The following is a 22,622-nucleotide window of genomic DNA, read 5'->3' as shown; positions in this document are numbered from 1 at the left end:
TTAATTTATCCTATCGCAAAACGTTAGAGCGGTCGTGGGCACTGTCAACTGAGACAGTCGCAGCACGACCGTTTTTTGTATGGCCTACAACGGATGCCTTCCTTCAATCCTCGAATCACTTGGTATGCAGCCCCCTCTGGGTAAGGCAATATGCTACTTCGTAAGTAAGCGGGACTCGCCCATCGTCCTGCTGGAATGTTGCTTGATAGGCTTGCAGCATCGTATGAATGAGCTTCCTGCTGCTTGCACTTTTACGCTGTCCATCACCCATTGTTCTAGCATCGTTGTGTACGAGAACTGCATTGCCCGCACCGACTCGTCTCACCTGCGCAAGCGCAGTTCGAACATCAGGAAATGTATAGCGATAGCTGCTTGTCTCCCAACGAATTGCAGGGCCATCTCCTCCATGTTCGAGCAGCCATGTCATCCAATCTTCCTTATTCGGATAGCTCTGGCCGTGAGGTTGGGTAGGAAAACCAAGCAGCGCTTCCGCTTGGCGGAAAGCGTCATGCAGCTCTCTCACCGTTCCTGGCAAGAAGGTAGCAAACGCCAATAGCCCGCCAGGAGCCAGCAATTGCAGCAAGCGATGAGTTGTATCAGCCGGGAAATTGAACCACTGGAAAGCTGCGCTAGACGCAATAATGTTGTAGATTGGCCTCTCCGTCTCCTCCCGCCCGCAAGCACTCTCCAGCCAGGCTTCCGCATCGGCAGTGATAAGATGTATGTTGGCAGGTGAGACTCCCGCATGTGTCAGCTTCGTACTAGCCCGCTCCAGCATGCGCGAAGACAAGTCCACCAGCGTGAGCTCCGCTCCCGGAAAGGCACGCGCTAATCGTTCCGACAGCATCCCCGTCCCGCATCCGATATCAAGAATGCGCACTGCACAGCTTACTTCATCGATCGATGCAGTCATTTTATTAAGGTCTATGTCGTAAATTAGTGACTCCGTATTAGGAGGATTCCCTTGTGGTGTTCCTTCAGATAAGGGCGGTCTTATAGTCTGGCACATACGCTCGACCAGCTCATCCGCCATTACCCGCTGCACTTCGGCATAACGGTCATACTCTTTAGCGTGCCGATCAAAGCGCTGCCGCACGATTCGTTTGTCCACATTCGCCCCCGCAAACATCACGCTTCCCCTCCCTGTTCCATCTGAAAATCATCGAATAGCGTCTGCTTCGATGATGCGCTGCACCACATGCGTATATGGTGCAGCCATTGCGCCGTCTGCGTAGCGAACGGCGCATGCCCGGCGTGCGGGAGCACCACGAACCGCGCAGCGTTCCGGTGGCCGCACGCCGCTTGTGCCCGCTGCTGCGCAGCAAGCGGGCATACGCTGTCGTCCGCGCCATGAAGCCAGTACAGGCGCGGACCATCCGGCGCGTCGGTAAGACGCGCCCACGCCCGCTCCAGGTCGGCCTCCTGCAAGTAGGCCAGACCCGCATCAAGCCCCGCGGGCGTGATGTCCTTGCCGAGAGCTGCCGTGTGCTCCAGCAGCCAGCGGCAGCTCTCGGCGCTCGCGCGCTCCGCCGCAGCCGGAATACACTCCGCGAACGCGCGGAGTGTATCCGCCGGCGCAGCTTGCGCCAAGCGGCGGCGCATGCGCCGGACGACCCGGTCTGGCCAGCCGGCCTGACCTGTGTCGTCAATGAAGCGCAGCGTGGTTCCCGTCAGAATGACGCTGCGCACAACAGGCGGGCGAACAGCTGCGACATAGTCGCCCATGCAACCTGTTCGCCCAATCCCCCGCTCATGCTCATGCTCTTGCTTTTGTTCTTGCACTCGCACTCGCACTTGCTCTTGCTTTCGCTCCTGCTCATGCACTTGGTTTTGCACTTGTTCTTCCATTGGCTCTAGCACCTGCTCTTGCCCTTGATCTTGCTCCCACGCTTTATTCAGCCCGATGTCCGATGCCTCGCGCCATTCAGTCAGCAGCTCTAGCAGCAGCATACCGCCCATCGACCACCCAATCGCATGCCATTCCCCTTCCGGCTCATCTTCAAACGGCCGTCGAACCGCAGCCAGCAGCTCTGCAACTGTACTCGCATCAGCATACGACACATAACGATGCTCGAACTCAGGCAGCATCGCTGCAAGATGCCTCCACACCGAAGAGGACATTCCCCAGCCATGTACCCATAACAGCTTCGGTTTAGATGGAAGCTTCAATGATGCCGCAACTTGCAAGCAGCCTTTTTCAAATCTTGTCGATTGAATCTCCATCCTCCCCATATCCCCTTCAGCATGGACGGTGTGATAGCATACATATTTCATCCATCGCTTTCTTCATCCATATATCAACCTCTATCTTCATGCTCTATCCCGCATCAATTTTTAATTTCTAGTTTTGCATCACTCTCATATTTATCATTCTTCTCATCCTTATCTCTGCTTCTCTGCTTTGCCCGTGTAACTATCAGTCCTACTGTTTTTGTCTTTGACTTTATATTTATCTCATTCTCTATCTCTCAAACTTTATCTTTATCCTCTATATTTCTAAGTTATATCCTTTACTGTCGCCGATCAGCGTGTTACGCTTCCTGCCATTGATTCGCAGCGTCCACAACCCTATCTGCTGCCCGCAGCAGCTCCTCATCCTGATGCAGCGGAGACGGTGCGAACCGGATGCGCGCTGTACCCTCCGGCACAGTTGGGGGGCGAATCGCAAGACCCGCTACGCCAGCTTCAGTCAGAGCCGCGCTTACCGCAACTGCTCTCTGATCAGAGCCGAGCATGACGGGAACGATATGACTGTCCCCTTCTCCCGTGTCGAGGCCGCCAGCCTGCAATCGCGTACGAAAGAGCGCCGCCTTATGCATCAACTCCGAACGAGCCTGGCCTGCAGCGCGCACTTCCCTAAGCCGTGAGCGCACAAGCGCTGCCACGAACGGCGGCAAACCCGTATTATAGATAAAAGTTCGAGCATGGTTCACAAGATACCTAATCACAATATCCTCCGCAGCGACATAGGCACCGACTGCCCCGAAAGCCTTGCCGAACGTGCCCATAATGATATCCACATGCCCATGAATGCCAAGCGCATGGCAGAGTCCTTCCCCCTCGGCACCGTACACACCGCCACTATGCGCCTCATCCACCATCAGGATTGCACCGTACCGCTCCTTCAACATAACTAGCTCTTCCAGCGATGCCCTTGTTCCATCCATGCTGAACACCGCATCGGTCACAATCAGCTTGCGTGACGCCCTCCCCGCCCCTGATGCACCAACCGTCCACTTCTTCAATTGGTCTTCCAGTCGATTGAGATCGCGATGCGGGTAGCGAACATGTGCTGCACGACTTAGCACAATCCCATCCACAATGCTCGCATGATTAAGTCGATCACTAAATACTACGTCGTGACGACCAACAAGCGCAGGGATGATTCCCGCATTAGCCATATATCCACTTGAGAAAATGAGACATGCCTCCGTCTGCTTGAAATCCGACATCTCCCGCTCTAATGCCTCATGGTGAGGATCATGCCCTGTAATGAGGCGCGAAGCCCCAGACCCGATCCGCAGTCCCGGCTCCCCCAGTTCCACAGCTTCCTCATTCAACGATCGCCACATTGTCTCAGATATCCAAGGGTACAGCCCCAAGTAATAGTTGGAGGCAAGATTAAGTACCCTCTTCCCATCGCGATTCACCCAGCCATCTGGCAGCCAAGTTGTCTGCGTCAATTGACGCAGACGTCCGACCTGCTCGCGTTCCGCCAATTGCTCGCGCATCCATGCCCAACGGTCAGACCCAGAACTTATAACGCACATCGTTCAATCTCAAATCCGAGATCTTCGATCATCCGATGATCTTCTGTTGCTTCCTGCCCTTCTGTCGTCAAGTAGTCGCCGACAAAAATGGAATTAGCCGCATAGAGCGCTAACGGCTGCAAGGAACGCAGATTCACTTCACGACCTCCGGATGCCCGAATCTCCTTCGATGGGCAGACGAAGCGGAACATCGCCAATGCCTTCAAGCAGCGGCGCGGATCCAATTCATTCAGATGAGCCAGTGGCGTACCGGGTATTGAATTTAAGAAATTGATTGGAATCGAATCTGCATCCAGCTCGCGCAAGGAAAAGGCCACATCCACCAACTGCTCGTCAGTCTCCCCCATCCCCATAATGACACCTGAACACGGAGACATACCTGCTGCCTTGGCTGTACTCACCGTATGTACTCGATCCTCATACGTGTGCGTTGAAGTGATATGCGAATAATGATCGGCACTCGTATTCAAATTGTGGTTGTAACGATCAACGCCAGCCTGCTTCAGCCGATCCGCCTGTTCTTGCGAGAGTATCCCTAGGCACGCGCATATTTTCATTGGCATCGTCGTCTTGATTTCTTCTACAGCTGCAACGACCTGATCCAACTCCCGCTTTGTAGGCCCCCGCCCACTGGCGACAATGCAATACGTCCCCACCTTCATTTCCATCGCTTTGCGCGCACCGTCCACAAGTGTATCCTTCTCCAGCATTGTATACTTCTCGATTGGGGCATCGGATTGAGTCGACTGTGAGCAATACCCGCAATCTTCCGGACAATAACCGCTCTTTGCATTAATAATCAAGTTCAGTTTCACCTTATTACCGTAATAATGCCGCCGCACCTGGTACGCCCCATCCATAATGGCAAGCAGCTCACTATCCTTAGCCTGCAGAATGGATAGCGCCTCCTCACGCGATAATACCTTCCCCTCAATGATCTCTGCTGCAAGACCGCGCCAATCCATACCCGCCTTTACCAACTGTTCCTTCATCCTCATCTCTCCCTTAAAGGTTGTGACATCCTCATTTCATCTTCGTTCCATCTGTAGAACATTGCATCTATCTGTGTCTTTCCATTTTTGTGTCTGCATTTTTGTGTCTGCATTTTTGTGTCTGCATTTTTGTGCCTGCATCTCTGCGTCTATATCTATGTGCTTATATCTTTTTTCCATATCTATGCGTCTACATCTCTATATCTTTGCGTCTACATCACTGTGCTACATCTTTGTGTCTATTCATCTCTGTGTCTATCCTTCGTTATGTTCCCAGTACCGTTTATATCCGCTTCCGCAGCCAATCCATCATTTTCTCCATTCGGACAAAGGATTCAAGCCACTGCTCTCGCCAAGCCACCCAAGCTTCCATTTCCACTGCTTGAGCATTGGCAGGCTGCATTAGCCAGGGAACAATCCCGCATACGGGCACACCAGCCATGGCCTCAATCATCCGAGCATTTTCCGCAATCTCTCGCTCATCTGCCAATGACCGCGGTCCGCTGAATACGACTGCTATATCCGTGATGCCTCGCTCCCTCGCATACTGCACTGCTGTCACCGTATGGCTTACTGTCCCTAAACCGGGGGGAGCTACGAGCAGCACAGGTGTACCCAGTTCGCGAGCAGCGTCAGCCATCGTGTACTCTGCGCTGAACGGTACTGCGATCCCTCCCGCTCCTTCAACCAGCAAAAAGGAACCATCCTCCTGCCGTCTCCGTCCTTCCTCCAACAAGCGCTCGAATGCAAATGGAACCCCCGCCCGTTCAAACGCCATCCATGGCGCCAACGGATCTGGCAGCGTCCATGTCGCGATCTCTTCTTCCGGTGTCTCTAACAGTCCGCTTCCCATTCGCAGACGATAGCTGTCTGCCTCAGGATCACCCAAGGTTACCCCGCTCTGTACCGGCTTCCATATTCGAATTCGACGCTGCCATATCTCGCGGCAGTACGCCCCTATTCCTGCGGTCACAATCGTTTTCCCTATCCCAGTTCCTGTGGAGGATATAAATAGCCCTCTTGAGAAATGGTGTTTCTCGTCTGTATGTATATATGGAACCATATGCAGCACCTCCTCAACGTTAACCATAGAAATAAATATATAGTTAACATTTCAGAAATATATTTTACCTAATGATTTCTCAAAGGACAAGAGTTTGTTAACCAAATATTATGTTAATTGGTTAACAATTATGTTGTAGTAACGGAAAATTTCTAATCAATACCTACACATCACACTTTACTGTGATCATGAGCCTATCAAGCAGGAGAAGTTTTTTGGAGATGTTGTTGTGAACCCAGATAACAAACCTTACAATCAAAAATCCCCCCACAACTCAAGTTGTGAGGGGACAGTCATCATCAATCACTGACATTTAGTTCGAAGCTGCTTGTATTTCTCAGTTGCCTCAGTCGGTTGCCAGCAATCAGGTATATAAAACAGGTTGTACGTCTTACTTCTACGCCTTATTTCTATAGCTTTCTTCTAAGCGCTATCGATTATCACCCGTATCGCGATCCGATGTCTGACGACTGTCTCGATCCTTTGGCTCTGTATCTGCATCACGATGAACTTCTGCATCTCCATCGTCAGGCCTCAGCTCCATCGATTCCTGCGTGATGAGCTCATTAATCTGATGCTTAATAGTTTCAGAGCGCGTACCGAATATCGCCTGTACGCTGTTGCCGACCTCAAGAACCCCAGAGGCTCCGAGCTCCTTCAGACGATCCTTATTCACATCACCGGAATCCTTCACCTGTACACGAAGCCGCGTAATACATGCATCGAGGGAAGCAATGTTCTCCTTGCCGCCAAGCGCATTCAAAATGCCGCGCGGCAGTTCATTGGAGGCGGCTGACCCCGTAGCTGCGGCAGCTGCTGGAGCTGTGTCTTCACGCCCCGGTGTTCGCAAATTGAACTTGCGAATTGCAAAGCGGAAGCCAAAATAATAGATGACGGCGAGCACAAGCCCAACCGGAATAACGAGCCAGTAAGGCGTTCGATTCTGCAAGACGCCGAACAACAAATAGTCAATAACGCCGCCCGAAAACGTCATGCCGATCTTGACGCCAAGCAAATGCATGGTTAAGAACGACAGCCCTGCAAACACCACATGCACAGCAAATAGTAAAGGAGCAACGAACAGGAAAGAGAACTCAAGCGGCTCCGTAATCCCTGTCAAAAAAGAAGTTAGTGCAGCCGAACCCATCAAGCCTGCTACTACGGCTTTGTTCTCCTTGCGCGCTTCATGATAGATTGCCAGTGCAGCCGCCGGGAGTCCGAACATCATGAATGGAAATTTACCAGTCATGAAGGTTCCGGCTGTTAGAGGCACCCCATCCTTTAACTGGGCAAAAAATATTTTCTGGTCGCCGCGAATGAGCTGCCCTGCCTTGTCCATGTATTCCCCAAATTCGAACCAAAATGGAGAATAGAAAATATGATGCAGCCCAAACGGGATCAGTGCCCGCTCACAAATACCAAATATGAACGCGGCCAGCGCTCGATTCGAATCAAGCAAAGAATGCGAGAAGGCATTCAAGCCATGTTGAACAGATGGCCAGACAAACACCATGATGATACCGATAATAAGCGAGGTTACAGCCGTAATAATCGGCACGAAGCGTTTGCCCGCAAAGAAGCCCAAATAAGAGGGCAGCTCAATCGTGAAAAATCGCTGGTACAGAACAGCTGCGACAATCCCGATTATAATCCCGCCGAACACTCCCGTTTGCAGAGTCGGAATACCTTGAATCGTAGCATATGCCGAATTGCCAGCCACAACATCAGGTGTAACGTTCATCATGACCTTCATCGTTACGTTCATAACGAAGTAGCCAACGATAGCCGCCAAGCCCGCTACCCCGTCTCCGCCAGCAAGACCGATGGCAACGCCAACCGCGAACAAGAGAGACAAGTTATCGAATACGATGCCTCCCGCTTGCTCCATGACGTTCGTGATGACACTGACTGCACTATTTCCAAGCCAAGGCAGTCTCGCAATCATATCCGGATTGCGCAGCGCATTGCCGATGCCAAGCAAAATACCTGCCGCAGGCAGGATGGCGACAGGCAGCATAAGCGCCTTGCCTACTTTCTGCAACACGCCGAACGCTGATTTGAACATGTGATTCAACCCCTCATCGCATCAAGGTATGTAAGTACGCTAAGTACGCCTTACCTTTCCCTAGTGCAGGAAAAAGTATGCAATCCGATGAAATATGCTAGATCAGACAGTGTAGGGATGTCGTAGATTAAGCAGCCAAGATGCATGAAAGCAAAAATAAGGCTTGCGCGTGACGCCACGTCATATGGGAAAGTAATTGCAGGAGGTGGAAGATTTGGATTCTTTTTTATAAAGACTTAGGCTTTAACCTAAAAGAAATTCAAGAACAATGCCTTACGTATGAAAATAAAGGAGATCTGAAACGTATACTGCGGCGCCAAAGCGACCTTCTGTTCACAAAAGAAATGGAATTCCGCTCAGACCGGGCATTCATAGATGCGATGATTTCGTGCATGGAGAACAGTGACTCGATCAATGTGGAGACGATCATGGAGCTGACTTTGAATAAACGGAAACATCTTCTCTTGGACTATATCAACATGAACCTTCCACCTCGCAAACACAAAGAAACCGTTCCTTCACCCAATGGCTGATCATGCATCCATGTAGCAAAGAACGGTTTCTTTTTATGTCCAAGGGAACGCTCCCTAGGTTCTCTATTTCAATGCTTGTACCGCAAGTGCAAGCGCACCTGTAATACCCGCACGATCCTGCAATGCTGGAGGCACGATGTAATCCTCGTTCACTTCCAAAATGGCAGGATGCTGAACATATCCGTTCAACAATGTCTTCACTTGCTCGCGAATGCGTGGGAACAGGTGCAATTGCTTGGAAACGCCGCCGCCAAGAATGATTTTTTCCGGAGAAATCGTCAAAATGTAGTTCATGAGCGCTTGTGCCAAATAGAAGGTCTGAAGCTCCCAAGCCTTATGGTCTTCGCCTAACTCGTACGCCTTCACACCCCAGCGTGCTTCGATTGCCGGACCTGCAGCAAGACCCTCAAGGCAATCCTTGTGGTATGGGCACTTGCCCTCATACGTATCTTCTGGATGGCGCTTCACCATAATATGTCCCATCTCTGGATGAAGCAGACCGTGAACCAGCTTGCCTTCCACGACAGCACCTGCACCAATGCCTGTACCTACCGTGATGTACAAGCAGCTGTTCAATCCTTTAGCCGCGCCGAATGTCGCTTCACCGAGTGCCGCTCCATTTACATCCGTGTCGAAGCCGACAGGGACATTAAGATGACGCTTCAAATGTCCGACTACATCATATCCGCTCCAATGCGGCTTAGGTGTCTTTGCAATATGTCCGTATGTGGGACTGTTCGGATTCAAATCAACCGGTCCAAAAGAACCGAAGCCAATACTACTAATCCCTTTATCTTTAAAGAACGCAACCGTACGATCCATTGTTTCTTCCGGTGTCGTCGTCGGGAACGATTCAATTTGCTGAATTTGTCCATCTTCGGTACCGACAGCAACGACAAACTTCGTGCCTCCGCCTTCAATAGCGCCTAACAATTTCATGTTTCTCCCTCACCTTCTCAAGCCTGACTTTATCTGTCTCGTTCAGAGGAGATCCCCCATATGCCAACTTATGATCGCGCTTACGAAAATCGAAAACGCAAATCGAAAGACAACGTTTTCATCATATTGATTATATCATTAGGTCATTCATGTTCCAATAATATGACGCACATCATCTAAGATTCGGACACACCTCCTGAACTTTATACCCTTTTTCATCTCTATAAGGAGCTGATGCACCAGAAATAATGTTAGACTTTAACCCGATAGTGCGCTAAAATATGGACAAATTATTGCTAATCATTGGAACCGAGGAGGTAATTCACATGACCGTATCAACAGAGCAAGGCAGATTCGGGCAGTTCGGAGGAAGCTATGTTCCGCCCCAATTGCAAGGGGTATTGGAGCGTCTCGCAGAAGCTTTCTACAAGTACAAGGACGACCCGGAATTTATCCAAGAATACAATATGTACGCACGCGAATACGTAGGTCGTGACAATCCGCTCACCTACGCGAAGCATCTGACAGAGAAGCTCGGCGGCGCCAAGATTTATTTGAAGCGCGAGGATTTGAATCACACCGGTTCCCATAAAATTAACAACGTGCTTGGGCAGATTCTGCTCGCGAAGCGCATGGGCGCACACCGTATCATCGCGGAAACAGGCGCAGGCCAGCACGGTGTTGCAACAGCAACAGTATGTGCCATGTTCGGCATGGAATGCATCATCTATATGGGGGCAGAAGATATTCGCCGCCAGGCATTGAATGTATTCCGTATGGAACTGCTTGGGGCCAAGGTCGTGTCGGTCTCGAAGGGGCAAGGACGTCTGAAGGATGCGGTGGACGTTGCACTGGATGATCTGGTGGAAAACTATGCGTCTACGTTCTATCTGTTAGGTTCTGCTGTCGGGCCGCACCCATTCCCGACTATCGTGAAGCATTTCCAATCAATTATTAGCGAAGAATCGAAGCGTCAAATTGTGGAGAAAGAAGGCCGTCTCCCTGATGCCGTTATCGCCTGTGTTGGTGGCGGCAGTAATGCAATCGGCGCTTTCGCCCATTATATTGAGGAGCGTTCTGTACGTCTTATCGGCGTCGAGCCGGATCAAGCGCCAACCTTAACAAAGGGTGTGCCTGGTGTACTGCATGGCTTCAAATGTCTTGTCTTGTTAGACGAGGAAGGAAATCCTGCTCCAACTTACTCCATCGCAGCAGGCTTGGACTACCCGGGTATCGGACCGGAGCACAGCCACTTGAAAGAGTCCGGCCGCGCGGAATATGTGACGGTAACGAATGAAGAAGTGCTTGAAGCCTTCCAAGTGCTGTCGAAGACAGAAGGCATTATTCCTGCACTTGAGAGCGCACACGCGATTGCTCATACCTTGAAGCTCGCTCCAATGCTTGGAGAAGAGCAGATCATCATCGTCAACATCTCCGGTCGTGGGGATAAGGACGTCGAGCAAGTATTCCAGATGCTGAATAAATAAAAATAAGGTAAGACACCTATCCTGCAAACAAACAGCCATAGTCCGTTCGCTACGGCTATGGCTGTTTATTGCTTTATTTGTCCTTGCGGGCAAGATCCAGCTTCGCTTGCGCCTGCTGCTCCAGATCCGCAATCGCCTGTTCCAATGTCATCTTATCTCCGGCCACCGCATGCAGCGCTTCATTCAGCAGCGGCTCATACACCTGATAGAAGCTGTCTGGAATGTTCTTCTTCCACTGCTCGTTCGTATGATGCTTCCCTGGCTTCAGCATATAAATGGTCTCAGCGCCTCTTTCCAAGCTTCTCGGGATATATCCCGTCCGCGCTGGTAAATCACTTCTTCCAGAACGGGATATGATCTTCGCCATCCCTGTGCCGTTCATGAACTTGACGAGCTCCCAAGCATCATGTTTATTTGCCGAATCGGCAGCAATGGCGAATATTTGCGTGGCAGAGATTCTGTCAGTCTCATCTGCGTGCGCCGGATTGATAGGGACGGTTACCATGCCCCAATTTATCTTGGAAGAAGACCCGCCAATGTGTGCGGCAAAGGACGAATCATTGAGAATCATCGGGGATTCCCCGTTAACGAATTTGTTCATGGCCAATATATAACGCGATCCCGGATCGCCGCTCTGCTCTGGCGGGCGAACGGATACCGCCTTTTTCTTGAGCGCATCGACCGTTAACTGAAATGCTTGCTTCCAGCCTTCGGACTGCAGCAGCACCTTCTTGCCTTCCGTATCGAACAGCTGCAAATCCATCGTATCCGCGACTTCCCGCAATACATCAGAAGCTTGATTATTGATCAATCCATAGGAAGCATCTTCATCCGTCCTTCCGTTATGGAATCTTGCAGACAATTCAAAGAGATCCTTCCACTGCATTTTGTTCACCGGCAGATCAATACGTTTCTCCTGAAACATATCCGCATTGTAGTATAAGTACCCAGCCCTGAGCGTAGGAGCAAGCCCAAATAGGGAACCGTTACCCTTCTCGCGCAGCATGTCGATCAAACCGGGCATATAACCGTCCAAATCGAATTGTTCCTGCTTGATAACCGATTCCAAATCATACAGCTTGCCCATACTGGATAAATGCTCGTACTCATCCAGATTGAGAACAAGGACATCCGGCTTCTGACGCTCCATCATACGCTGCAGCTTTTCCTGCCCGCTTAATTTGTCTGATGCGTCTTCTCCTTCATTCCCCGACTTGATGATCTCGATTTCAATGTCCGGGTACTGACTCGTAAATAACTGGCCGTACTTGTTATGGAAGTCCTCCACATAGGGATAATACACCTTCAGCTTCCCGTTGCCTTCACCGCCAAGCCCATCTGGTACGGACTTACTCCCGAAGCATCCGCTTATGACCAGGACGATGCTGAGCAGAATCAGTACAGCCGCCTTTCGTTTTCCGGTTCGCCTCATTTCTCCACTTCACTTCTCCTTTACACGTCTATTCAACGATCTCTTTTATTTCACTTTGTCTTGGCGCACCTTCTGAAGCGCTGCCTGCGCCTTCTGCTGTAGTTCTGTCAAGGCCTCATCCACGGTTTTCTCTTTGTCAATGATGGCCTTCAATGCTTCCTCCCGCAAAGGAGCATATGCACTGTAGAATTCATTAGGAACCCGCTTTATCGCCGACTCGTATTTCATATTTTTTATTTGCAAGGCATAGAAAGCTTCTGTACTCTTGCCCTGAATCGACTTGACGAACCCGGTTCGCGTCGGCAGCTTATAGTAGATGGCAGAGCTTGCCTTCGCCATCTCCGGTCCGTTGACGTACTTTACAAATTCCCAGGCGGCCCGCTTATTGCTCGAATGCTCGTTTATGGCAAAATACTCAACAGCATGTGCGCTTGGCGTTTCATTTGGGTGGGAGGGATCAATAGGGACAGGAACCATGCCCCAATCCATCTTGCTTGCCTTCTTGTTCTGCGGATCACTAAACTCGCTAATAAAGCCTGAGCTGCCGAAGGTCATGGCCGCGTTGCCTTGCAGGAAGAGATTGTTGGACGAGGGAAGAAACATCGCATCCGATTTCTGAACCTGCAGTGCGCGGGTACGTATTGCATCCGTCATCATTTGATAGGCCTGCTTCCAACTCTCGGATTCAAGCAGAATATGCTCCCCCTTGGCATCGAATTCCTGCAGGCCCCATGTGTCCGCTATGCGTTTCAGCATCCAAACCTCGGTCTCATAGCCAGCATATAGCCCTGGCATTCCCGCATCTTCGAAGCGCGCAGCCAGATCGAACAGATCCTTCCAGGTCATGCCGCCTTTGGGCAGATCTATCGCATTCGCTTTGAATAAATCGGCATTATAGTAGATCACTTCCGTATAGAAAAACGGCGGCAGGCCAAATAGTGCGCCTCCTCCCTGCTCTCTCACCATATCGATCAAGCCTGGCATGAACCCTTCCAGATCGAATTGCTCCTGCTTGATGATCGAATCTAGATTATATAATTTGCCGCCCAATGCGTATTCTTCATAATCTGGAGCTGATAGAGTCAACACATCTGGCTGCTGTTCATCGATCAGCTTCGTTAATAGCGTCCCATAATCAACACCTTTTTGGATTTGCATCTGCTGGTATAATCCATTGGTCTCGACCACTTCGATGTCGATATTCGGAAATTTGAGCGTAAATACATTTCCGTAGTCTCGAAAGAAATCGCCCTCATTAGAGTAAAGCACCTTTAATTTGCCGCGGCCATCCTTACCAAGCTCCTCCAGCACAGGCTTCGATCCGAAGCATCCGCTCACCAGAGCCATAATGCTTACTAGAATCGTGCCTTGCTTCAACCACGAACCCCATCGCATCTCGTCTACCATTCTCCTTTACTTTTGTGTTCTATTTTTTAATCATCGTTTTCGCGAGCTCGATCATCTCTTCCTCAGTCAATGGATTACCAGGATTCGTGGCAATGGTGAATCTTATCCCTTTCTCCGACCATGACACCGAATTTCTAACGAATTGAGGATTCTTCTTCTTTGTTTCTGCATCATATTCGTCAGCAGATTTGTACTTGAACCCTTCGTCTTTAGCATTCTTATCTGTCTCTAGCGTGAAGAGTTCCATGAACAACTTATCATTTCCTTTGGCGTACCCCAGCTTGATCTCTCCCACCTCTGGCGATTCTATCTTTTTTGAATACACCACTTTGCCTTTGGCCTCAGCCTTTACTTGTGCCTCCAATTTCTTATAATCAATTGAATTCTGGATCTCTCCTTTGACAAAGGTATATCCCTCCGGCATGCCCTCTGGCTCCTGTATGATAGGCCCTTTTAATGTAGAACTATATTTTTCGTAGTCTTCATATTTGGTGAATGTCGGGAAATTTGTATAGTATAGAAACTCACTTCCGCCATTCAGCTTCTTATCGCTGACATACACGAGATAAACATCCCCAGGATTTTTTTTGAGCTTTACGATCCTTGCCTTCTCCTCTTCGATCATTTTCTTTTTCTCTGCATCAGTCGGAGCCTTGGCAGCCGCCGTCTTGAGCGTTATGCTATTGAATGAATGCGACGATGCTGCATGTACAGCAGCGCTCATGGAACCTAGCAGCAGGATGCTGCAAAGTGTAGCGATTGTTACTTTCATTGTGTTTTTCATAGGTTATTCTCCCCTCATATTCAAGCGATATTGGTTGTTATTCAGGCCGCACTGCAATGTTATGGGATCCCTTAGGCGCAAGCCTCTATCCTAATTAACACCACCGCCCTCATTTAGGTTCACTAATTTGGAAAGAATGCAAAAAAAATGCTGCCTCGCGTCATATCCTGACGTGGACAGCATCGTTTATCCTATTGCAGTTTAATTTTCAAATTCTGATCCCAATGTCGAATGTCGAAACTAAACAAGCAAAGCTCCGTTTCGGTTCCTTTAAATCCGCGATAGACGTTCATGAATTTGTTGGAGTTCCTCCAATCGACCCAGTTCTTCTCCCATTGGTAAAATAGGACTTCCCCGTATATCCTCTCATTTTCCTGTTTTATGTATGTCTGAGAAGCGCCGCTGTACTCTAGATTCTCGCTCTCGTTCTCAACATACAGGTCACCGTCTTTCATATAGTAGGTCACTTTTACCGGATAACCCTCTACGTTCACAAGCGTTTCTTTCTTTTGCTCTGTAATGTGAGTTAACTTGATCAGCTTGTTGTAGTCTCTTATCTCCTCGAATTTATGTTCCAGCAGCAATTCTACCGGCGCGTCTGCGGTCAGCCGCAGGTCAGGGGATGTCGAGAATGCATACACTGACCTGTAAGCACCTAACGGAGAATTAGCATAATCCCATGTTTCTTCTCCTTCCAGCTTATGACCGTTCACCAGCAACGAAACCGACTGGTACGGAAGTCCGCTAAATCCGTTCTTATTATCCACTTCTACTTTCATGGCTGTCGGTCTGATGATCAGCTTGCGGAGGATCGATCCCCCTTGTGCCGAGCGGATCGGAATGTTCATATCATGGGTCACTGATGCCTGCAGCGCCTTCTCCTTGTTCAAGGTGAACATGCCGATATTCCATTCTCCCTCAATATAGCTTCCCTTTACGCCATACACAAATTCGAATGAGTTGCTGCCCTGCAGTAGTTCACCCAGGTTGTAGCCTTCTTGCGCGCCCCATTCTGTATGCCCTTCAATCTCAATATAATCAGTCATCTTATAGCCCGTTCGATCTACCTTTTTCCCACCTTTTTTCACCACGATTTGAGGGCCAACGATGTTAAAATTCGAATCATCCGTGTACGACACGGTGTATTTGAGCAGTACTTGCTCTTTCCTGCCCTCTACGAACTGCACTTTCAATTCCTTGATCCCGCCGCCATGAATCGGAAAGGTCTGCACTTCTGTCTTGCTCGGATCCAGAGCGATCGGAACGTGAACGTAGTCATATGCCTGCAGCCCGCGCACAGACAATTGCATATCCGTCTCATTGCCGGGCACCGTCCAAGGCGTTTCGAAAAAGCCGTTGTAGGTTTGGGTTTCTTCATCCCATGCATGCGAATAGTAGCCTTTTCCCCAGTGCATTTGCATCTTCTGCACATCATCCAGGTGTGCAATGAAGTTTCCTTTACTGTCTTTGAAATCGAATTGATCGAATATCCACTTTCGTTCCTGCCTATCCCCTGTATTCAGGCTGTATAACAGCGTGGTACCATTATCGTCGGATACCGCCGTATCAATGGCGAATGTGACGCTGCTATTCGTAACCTTCTTATTTATCGGCTGCCCGAATCCATGTTGGATCGCTGATTCCACACCTTGATGATTATTAAAATCCCACTTCTCGGTAATATAGGCGAGCACCGGAGTAGCCAACAACACAAACACAGCCACTGACAACACGGCCAACCGGCGTCCGTGGAACAACGGCCTCATCTGTAACGAAGCGGCAGAGATCCTTCGATCGTCCTGCTCGTTCCTAGCCGCCTCGATCCACATCCACATCGCCTCGAAGTCCGGGTAGGAATGGTTGCCTTCATCGCCCAACTGCTGAAAAAGTTTTGTTATTCCGTTTATTCTTTTCTCCAGATCCCCCACCTTCCTTTCCTCCCAAGTTCTTCTGATTTAAATGCTCTTCTGGCCCCTTCAAGTCGTCGTCCAGCGGAGACAAGAACCTCGAGCAAGTATTCCATATGCTGAATAAACAAGATTAAGATATCTAACCTATGCAAACAAACAGCCATAGCCGGGGGGGAAACGACTATGGCTGTTTCTGTTTTACTTGTCTTTGCGGAGCTTCACTTGCGCCTTCTTCACTGCTCGTCCGTATAATGCTTTGCCGGATTCAGCATAGTATCATTTTTTAATCATCGTTTTCGCAAGCTCCATTAAATCTTCCTCCGTCAATGGATTTTCAGAATTTACGGAGAGGAAAAATACCTTTCCGTTCTCCGACCAGGTAACTTGATTTCGATCAGTATGTAAGCTATCTGCGGATTCGTATGTGTATCCTTTAGCTTCCTTTTCTTCGGTATGAACCGTTTGCATTTGGAGAATGATATTATCTTTTCCTTTTTTGTACTCCAGTTTGATCTCTCCCGCTTCCGTCCATTCCATCTTTTTGGAATATACTACTTTGCCTTTGGCTTCAGCCTTCACTTGTGCCTCGAATTTTTTGCTGAACGGACTTTGGATTACTCCTTTAACAAAGGTATATCCTTCTGGCATCCCTTCTGGCTCCTGCACGATTGCTCCCTTCAATTTAGAAGTCCATTTCTCGTAGTCTTCGTATTTCTGAAATGTTGGGAATTCCACATAGTATAAAAACTCACTATCGCCATTCAGCTTCTTATCGCTGACATACACGAGATAAACATCACCAGGATTTTTTTTGATCTGTACTATCCTTGCCTTCTCCGCTTCGATCAGTTTCTTTTTCTCTGCATCAGTCGGCGCTTTGCCAGCCGCCGTTTTGAGCGCAATGCTATTGCTTGATTGCGATGACGCTGCTTGTACAGCAGCGCTCATGGAAACTAGCAGCAGAATGCTGCAAAGGGTAGCGATTGTTACTTTCTTTGTGTTTTTCATGGGTAATGCTCCTCTCCAGAACTATTTTTTAATCATCGTTTTCGCAAGCTTGATCATCTCTTCCTTCGTCAAAGGATTCTCGGGATTTGTGGAAATCGTGCAGCTTACTCCTTTTTCTGTCCATGACAGTGAATTATTGATGTCTGGAAGGATTTCATTCTTTGGCTGTTTAGCATTTTCCTTGGCCTTCTCGTCAGCGGACTCATACTGGAATCCTTCTTTAGCTTTCTTTTCCACTCCAGCTTCTAACTTAAACAGACTCAGCACCAATTTGTTTTTGCCACTGGCATATTCCAGCCTGATCATTCCGGCTTCATCCCATTCTATCTTTTTGGAGTACACCACTTTGCCTTTGGCTTCAGCCTTCACTTGCTCATTGAACTGTTTATACGGATTTTGGATTACTCCATTTACGAATTTATATCCTTCTGGCATCCCTTCTGGCTCCTGAATAACTGCTCCCTTCAATTTAGCTGTCCAGTTCTTGTAGTCTTCATATTTTGTGAATTTGGGGAACTCCGAAGAATATAAAAACTCACTTCCGCCATTCAGTTTTTTATCACTGACATATAGAACATAGAAATCCCCAGGATTTTTTTTGATTTGAAATATCTTTTTCTTCTCCGCTTCGAACATTTTCTTTTTTTCTGCATCAGTCGGCGCTTTGGCTGCTGCCGTTTTGAGCGTGATACCGTTGAATGATTGCGACGATGCTGCCTGTACAGCAGCGCTCATGGAACCTAGCAGCAGAATGCTGCAAAGTGTAGCGATTGTTACTTTCATCTTATTTTTCATAGGTTATTCTCCCCTCTTATTCAAGCGATATTGGTTGTTATTCAGGCCGCACGATAGCGTTTTATGGGATCCCCTAGGCGCAAGCCTCTATGCTAATTAACACAGCCGCCCTCATTTAGGTTCACTAATTTGGAAGGAATGCAAAAAAATGCTGCCCTCACGTCATATCCTGACGAGGACAGCATCGTTCATCCTATTGCAGCTTTATTTTCATACTCCGATCCCAATGTCGAATGAAGAACTCGAAAAAGTAAATCTCTGTTTCATGTCCCTTAAATCCGCGATAGACGTTTACGTACTTGTTGGATTTCTCCCAATCGAGCCAGTTCTCCTCCCATTTGAAAAACAGGGCTTCCCCGAATTTTCGCTCGTCTCCCTGTTTCATATACGTCTGAGAAACGCCGCTGAACTTTAGATCCTCGCTCTCGTTCTCGACATACAGGTCACCGTTTTTGGTATAGTAGGTTACTTTGACCGGATAACCCTCTACGTTCACAAGCGTTTCTTTCTTTTCATCTGTAATAGCTGTCAGCTTGATTGGCTTCTTATAGTCCTTTATCTTCTCGATCTCACGTTCCAACAACAATTCTACCGGCGTGTCCGCGGTCAAACGTAAGTCGGGCCTTGCCGGAAACGTGAAGGCTTGCCGATATCCATAGAGCGAAGTATTGGCATATTCCAGTATCATCTCCCAGCCTTCAAGCTTACGTCCGTTCACGAGCAACGAAACTTCTCGGTATGGAATGTACTCGAATACTTTCTTATTCTCTACTTCCAATTTTATCGCTGTCGGTCTGATAATCAGCTTGCGGAGGATCGAATCTCCTTGCGACGTGTGGAGCGGAATATTTAATTCCCGGGTCACTGATGCCTGCAGCGCCTTCTCCTTGTTCAAGGTGAACATGTCGATATCCCATTCTCCCTCGATATGGCTTCCCTTCACGCCATACACAAATTCGAATGAATTGCCGCCCTGAAGCAGTTCGTCCGAGCTATAGCCTTCTTGTACACCCCATTCTAGATGCCCCTCAATCGGGATCATTCTATTCGCCTTATCACCTGATCGAATTACCATTCCCCCTTCCTTTATCACCACAATTTGAGGGCCAACGATGTTGAAATTCGAATCATCCGTGTAAGAAACAGAATATTTGAGGAGTGCTTGCCCTTGTCCGTCTTTCACGAACTGTACCTTCAATTCCTCAATTCCACCATCATGAATCGGGAAAGTCTGCACCTCTGCCTTGCGCGGATCCAAATCGATTGGTACACGAACATAGTCGAACGCCTGCAGCCCGCGCGCAGACAATTGCACATTCGCTTCCTTGCCGGGAACCGTCCAGGACGTATCGAAGAAGCCGTTGTAGGTTCGGCTTTCTTCATTCCAATTATGCCAATAGAGGCCATTATCCCATTTCATCTTCATCATCTGCACCAGATCCATGCGCGCAATGGAATTTCCTTTATCGTCTTTGAATTCAAATTGGTCGAACATCCATTTGCGCTCCTGCTTATCCCCTGTATTCAAGCTGTATAACAGCGTGGTTCCATTATCGTCGGACACCGCTGTATCGATGGCGAATGTGACGCCGCTATTCGTAACCTTCTTATTGATCGGTTGCCCGAATCCGTGTTGGATCGCTGATTCCACACCTTTAAGATTTTTAAAATCCCACTTCCCGGTAATATAAGCGAGCACTGGAGTAGCCAATAGCACAAACACAGCCACTGACAGCACAGCCAACCTGCGCCCGCGGAATACCGGTTTCGTCTGTAACGGAACCGCAGAAGTTCCTTGTTCGTCCTGCTCATTTCTGGTCGCCTCGATCCGCATCCACATCGCCTCGAAGTCCGGGTAGGAATGGCTGCCTTCATCGCCCAGCTGCTGAGAAAGATTTGTTATTTCGTTTGTTCTTTTCTCCAAGTTCCTCACCTTCCTTTTTTTCCAAGCTACTTTTTCGCTTGGGTGATTGCTCATCCGGCAGCTTCAAGTCGTCTTCCAGCTCGTCCAATATGACCCTCATCATCTTCAATCCCCGGTTCAGCCGGGATTTTACGGTTCCCAGCGGAATATCCAGAATATCCGCGATGTCAGCAAGCGGCAGATCGTTCGTATATCGCAGGGTGATGACGATGCGGATTTTGTCAGGCAGCTTCGCAAGCCGCCGCTTCCACTCGTCCTCTGACTCCTTCTGTTCGACTACAGTTAGAATAGAAGGCTCTACCTGCTCTCGTTGGAACAAGAACAGCACTTTCTCCTTCATCCATCTCGACTTTTTCTTACGTAAGTGATTCAAGCAATGATTGACCGTAATTCGCATGAGCCACGTCTTGAGAAACTCCACCTGCTCCCATCCCGACGTGAGCGCCTTCATAAACACCTCTTGGCAGACGTCTTCCGCATCCGAGGCATTGCGCAGCATATAGTAGCAGGTCCTGTATACATCTCTGTTGTATCGTTCGAAAAATTCCCTGTCCGTCAACAGGTTCTCCACCTTTCCTACACATCGCTAGTTGCTGCTCCCCTTGAACATGCACTACTAGATTAACAACTATCTTCTATAAAAGGTTCATTTATTGGATAAATGGGGTAAAAAATTTAGTACCTAATGAAACCTCGGTACATTGCCGATATAAGAAGGGAGTATGTCTGAGGAGGGTATAAACTTTGCCGCGAATCGTCAGGCAGCTGAATCGATGGCTGCTGTTTCTTATATTGCTAGCTTTATGTGCATTTCCCTTTCAAAATTTTATTCTCTCTAAGCTCAAGGAAGGTTCCCTATCCTTCTCCTTCGGGCCGCCTTCGGATGACATTGTTCTGTTGCTGTACAGCAACACTGCAAGGGTAGGCCGCTATCTGGTGCCGCTTGCAGAGTCCGAGCCGAAGGCTGCTCCTTATCAAGAGAAGGGAGAGACACTTGTACCTGCCCGCTTCTTGGCGGACAAGCTTGACGCAGAGCTGGCTGTCGATAAGAGTGGCCGCACCCTTACGTTATCAAGAGACGACGCGAAGATTACGTATTCGCTCGAGGCAGGCAAGGTTAGTATCGCGACCCCATCCGGCAGCAAATCCGCAGTCTCGGTCAACACATTGCCTGTCCAGAAGGACGGAGTTACCTACGTCCCACTTCGACCGGCTAGTAAAGCGTTTGGTCGGCATATTTACAGCAGCGACGGCGTTATCGCGCTGACAACGACACCTAAGGCGCCTAAACAAGAGAAGTGGAACGAGTGGAGAGAGGAATTGTCCTCCTATCTAGCCTACGATGCCTTCGGCTCGTATGCGGTCAAGATGGGAACAAGCTATACCGCACTGTTCCACCGCTGGGAAGATGCCGTTAACTACGCGAAGCAGGTTCCCGGACGCAGAGTCACCTACCGCGGTCAGCATGTGATGTGGGATCCGAAGAAGCCTGCGCCGAAGTCGATCCGCTTGAATGGAGCACCGCTTATTTTGCAGCTCCCCGAGCTGCCGCGCGGCTGTGAAGTGACTGCGCTTGCCATGCTCTTGCAATCCGCAGGTCAGAAGGTAGACAAGATGGAGCTTGCGAAAAATATCCGTAAAGATACAACGCCTTATGAGAAGAAGAATGGCGGCATTTATTTCGGCAATCCGCATCGCGGATTCGTCGGCGATATGTACACGTTCGCCAATCCTGGGCTCGGGGTATACCACGAGCCGATAGCAGAGGTCGCGGAGAAGTATTTACCGGGACGAATCATTGATATGACTGGTACCTCCCTGGATCATCTGTTATGGACAGTTGGACAAGGGACACCCGTATGGGTTATCCATACGACGCTGTATGATTCTGTTCCCGCTAACGCTTGGGTAACGTGGAATACTGCAGATGGGCCAATCCAAGTTACCTACTATGAGCATTCCTTGCTCGTGATCGGCTATGACGAGCAATATGTATACGTGCATGATCCACTTGGCCGCCGCGATCGTATCACGCGCGCCGCCTTCAAGCGCGGATGGGAGCAAATGGGCAGCCAAGCGATCACCTATACGAAGACAGCGCCAACTGCACAAGCAACATAGGCGCACCGGCAACACAAAAGGAACTGTCCTCCCTGCATCCATTTATGCAGAGAGTCAGTTCCTTTTTTTCTGGCCGTATTCAAACTTTGCCCCAATGATTCTTAGATAAACTCTCCCTAATCATAGTTGCGCAAAATGAGGTAGAGAATAATCCCTACTGGACCAAGCAGGAAGACAACGAGCGCCCATAAACAACCAATCTGCTTCCCCTTGCGCGCTGATGCCTCGCCCCATATCCAGAACAGGCACACCCAGCTTAACACCCATATCAGAAAGCCAATCAACCGCATCCCTCCGCTCCAACTAAGAAACCTGGCCGTAATAGCTCATGTTGGCTATCCAACTCAACTACACCACCTTGTTGATATCTACGCAGGCAGCACTGCAATTAG

18 protein-coding genes are annotated in these 22,622 nt (G+C 49.1%); 2 read left to right on the top strand and 16 right to left on the bottom strand.

Annotation, left to right across the window (positions count from 1 at the left end; genetic code table 11):
• Positions 1-115: 115 nt before the first annotated feature.
• The 7 genes from RQP50_RS19245 to RQP50_RS19215 all read right to left on the bottom strand — a co-directional run bounded on the left by RQP50_RS19245 (position 116) and on the right by RQP50_RS19215 (position 9,362).
• Positions 116-1,129 carry a methyltransferase domain-containing protein gene (locus RQP50_RS19245; RefSeq protein WP_315746443.1) on the bottom strand — a complete coding sequence of 338 codons (1,014 nt, stop codon included), beginning with the start codon at positions 1,127-1,129 and terminating at the stop codon, positions 116-118.
• Entirely contained in the window at positions 1,129-2,223 is a 1,095-nt protein-coding gene (locus RQP50_RS19240; protein ID WP_315746402.1) for an alpha/beta hydrolase, read from the bottom strand. Before RQP50_RS19240 ends, RQP50_RS19245 begins: the two co-directional genes overlap by 1 nt.
• Positions 2,224-2,531: 308 nt before the next feature.
• Positions 2,532-3,770 carry an aminotransferase class I/II-fold pyridoxal phosphate-dependent enzyme gene (locus RQP50_RS19235; RefSeq protein WP_315746401.1) on the bottom strand — a complete coding sequence of 413 codons (1,239 nt, stop codon included), beginning with the start codon at positions 3,768-3,770 and terminating at the stop codon, positions 2,532-2,534.
• On the bottom strand, positions 3,758-4,762 hold the full coding sequence (gene bioB / locus RQP50_RS19230) for a biotin synthase BioB (protein ID WP_072730539.1): 1,005 nt from the start codon (positions 4,760-4,762) through the stop codon (positions 3,758-3,760). The genes RQP50_RS19235 and bioB overlap by 13 nt, the downstream gene beginning before the upstream one ends.
• 283 nt (positions 4,763-5,045) lie before the next feature.
• Complete coding sequence (bioD, locus tag RQP50_RS19225) at positions 5,046-5,825, bottom strand: dethiobiotin synthase (protein WP_315746400.1); 780 nt, start codon at positions 5,823-5,825, stop codon at positions 5,046-5,048.
• A 430-nt stretch (positions 5,826-6,255) separates the two neighbouring features.
• Positions 6,256-7,890 (bottom strand): glucose-specific PTS transporter subunit IIBC, encoded by a 1,635-nt coding sequence (ptsG, locus tag RQP50_RS19220; RefSeq protein ID WP_142545401.1) that lies wholly within the window; start codon positions 7,888-7,890, stop codon positions 6,256-6,258.
• 596 nt (positions 7,891-8,486) lie between these two features.
• Positions 8,487-9,362 carry an ROK family protein gene (locus tag RQP50_RS19215; protein WP_021252261.1) on the bottom strand — a complete coding sequence of 292 codons (876 nt, stop codon included), beginning with the start codon at positions 9,360-9,362 and terminating at the stop codon, positions 8,487-8,489.
• A 326-nt stretch (positions 9,363-9,688) separates the two neighbouring features.
• On the opposite strand from RQP50_RS19215, the gene trpB reads away from it, so the two are divergent.
• Entirely contained in the window at positions 9,689-10,849 is a 1,161-nt protein-coding gene (gene trpB, locus RQP50_RS19210) for a tryptophan synthase subunit beta (protein ID WP_315746399.1), read from the top strand.
• A gap of 73 nt (positions 10,850-10,922) precedes the next feature.
• Here trpB and RQP50_RS19205 read toward each other — a convergent pair whose 3' ends face one another.
• The 8 genes from RQP50_RS19205 to RQP50_RS19170 form a co-directional block, all read right to left on the bottom strand.
• On the bottom strand, positions 10,923-12,281 hold the full coding sequence (locus RQP50_RS19205) for an ABC transporter substrate-binding protein (protein ID WP_315746398.1): 1,359 nt from the start codon (positions 12,279-12,281) through the stop codon (positions 10,923-10,925).
• Between the two features lie 45 nt (positions 12,282-12,326).
• Positions 12,327-13,676: an ABC transporter substrate-binding protein gene (locus tag RQP50_RS19200; RefSeq protein ID WP_315746397.1), complete on the bottom strand. Its 1,350-nt coding sequence runs from the start codon at positions 13,674-13,676 to the stop codon at positions 12,327-12,329.
• Between the two features lie 31 nt (positions 13,677-13,707).
• A complete protein-coding gene (locus RQP50_RS19195) occupies positions 13,708-14,472 on the bottom strand; it encodes a hypothetical protein (RefSeq protein ID WP_072730545.1) in 765 nt (254 codons plus the stop codon).
• A gap of 191 nt (positions 14,473-14,663) precedes the next feature.
• Complete coding sequence (locus RQP50_RS19190; RefSeq protein WP_227774907.1) at positions 14,664-16,400, bottom strand: DUF4179 domain-containing protein; 1,737 nt, start codon at positions 16,398-16,400, stop codon at positions 14,664-14,666.
• 258 nt (positions 16,401-16,658) lie between these two features.
• On the bottom strand, positions 16,659-17,390 hold the full coding sequence (locus RQP50_RS19185) for a hypothetical protein (protein ID WP_072730546.1): 732 nt from the start codon (positions 17,388-17,390) through the stop codon (positions 16,659-16,661).
• A gap of 21 nt (positions 17,391-17,411) precedes the next feature.
• On the bottom strand, positions 17,412-18,185 hold the full coding sequence (locus RQP50_RS19180) for a hypothetical protein (protein ID WP_315746395.1): 774 nt from the start codon (positions 18,183-18,185) through the stop codon (positions 17,412-17,414).
• A gap of 193 nt (positions 18,186-18,378) precedes the next feature.
• Positions 18,379-20,118 carry a DUF4179 domain-containing protein gene (locus RQP50_RS19175; RefSeq protein WP_315746393.1) on the bottom strand — a complete coding sequence of 580 codons (1,740 nt, stop codon included), beginning with the start codon at positions 20,116-20,118 and terminating at the stop codon, positions 18,379-18,381.
• Positions 20,057-20,668, bottom strand: a complete 612-nt coding sequence (locus tag RQP50_RS19170; protein ID WP_315746392.1) for an RNA polymerase sigma factor — start codon at positions 20,666-20,668, stop codon at positions 20,057-20,059. Before RQP50_RS19170 ends, RQP50_RS19175 begins: the two co-directional genes overlap by 62 nt.
• A gap of 185 nt (positions 20,669-20,853) precedes the next feature.
• On the opposite strand from RQP50_RS19170, the gene RQP50_RS19165 reads away from it, so the two are divergent.
• Complete coding sequence (locus RQP50_RS19165; protein ID WP_315746390.1) at positions 20,854-22,230, top strand: C39 family peptidase; 1,377 nt, start codon at positions 20,854-20,856, stop codon at positions 22,228-22,230.
• 116 nt (positions 22,231-22,346) lie between these two features.
• Here RQP50_RS19165 and RQP50_RS19160 read toward each other — a convergent pair whose 3' ends face one another.
• On the bottom strand, positions 22,347-22,514 hold the full coding sequence (locus RQP50_RS19160) for a hypothetical protein (protein ID WP_163974314.1): 168 nt from the start codon (positions 22,512-22,514) through the stop codon (positions 22,347-22,349).
• Between the last annotated feature and the right edge of the window lie 108 nt (positions 22,515-22,622).

Origin of the sequence: Paenibacillus suaedae (assembly GCF_032337355.1) — a bacterium.
Taxonomy (GTDB): Bacteria; Bacillota; Bacilli; order Paenibacillales; family Paenibacillaceae; genus Paenibacillus_B; species Paenibacillus_B suaedae.
Note: the sequence above shows the minus strand (reverse complement) of the source record. Positions and strands in the feature narration are given on the sequence as shown.

Excerpts from the sequence above, each read along its gene's own strand:
- RQP50_RS19245 (WP_315746443.1), bottom strand. The coding sequence starts at position 1,129 with ATGTTTGCGGGGGCGAATGTGGACAAACGAATCGTGCGGCAGCGCTTT.
- RQP50_RS19240 (WP_315746402.1), bottom strand. The coding sequence starts at position 2,223 with ATGGAGATTCAATCGACAAGATTTGAAAAAGGCTGCTTGCAAGTTGCG.
- RQP50_RS19235 (WP_315746401.1), bottom strand. The coding sequence starts at position 3,770 with ATGTGCGTTATAAGTTCTGGGTCTGACCGTTGGGCATGGATGCGCGAG.
- bioB (WP_072730539.1), bottom strand. The coding sequence starts at position 4,762 with ATGAAGGAACAGTTGGTAAAGGCGGGTATGGATTGGCGCGGTCTTGCA.
- bioD (WP_315746400.1), bottom strand. The coding sequence starts at position 5,825 with ATGGTTCCATATATACATACAGACGAGAAACACCATTTCTCAAGAGGG.
- ptsG (WP_142545401.1), bottom strand. The coding sequence starts at position 7,890 with ATGTTCAAATCAGCGTTCGGCGTGTTGCAGAAAGTAGGCAAGGCGCTT.
- RQP50_RS19215 (WP_021252261.1), bottom strand. The coding sequence starts at position 9,362 with ATGAAATTGTTAGGCGCTATTGAAGGCGGAGGCACGAAGTTTGTCGTT.
- trpB (WP_315746399.1), top strand. The coding sequence starts at position 9,689 with ATGACCGTATCAACAGAGCAAGGCAGATTCGGGCAGTTCGGAGGAAGC.
- RQP50_RS19205 (WP_315746398.1), bottom strand. The coding sequence starts at position 12,281 with ATGAGGCGAACCGGAAAACGAAAGGCGGCTGTACTGATTCTGCTCAGC.
- RQP50_RS19200 (WP_315746397.1), bottom strand. The coding sequence starts at position 13,676 with ATGCGATGGGGTTCGTGGTTGAAGCAAGGCACGATTCTAGTAAGCATT.
- RQP50_RS19195 (WP_072730545.1), bottom strand. The coding sequence starts at position 14,472 with ATGAAAAACACAATGAAAGTAACAATCGCTACACTTTGCAGCATCCTG.
- RQP50_RS19185 (WP_072730546.1), bottom strand. The coding sequence starts at position 17,390 with ATGAAAAACACAAAGAAAGTAACAATCGCTACCCTTTGCAGCATTCTG.
- RQP50_RS19180 (WP_315746395.1), bottom strand. The coding sequence starts at position 18,185 with ATGAAAAATAAGATGAAAGTAACAATCGCTACACTTTGCAGCATTCTG.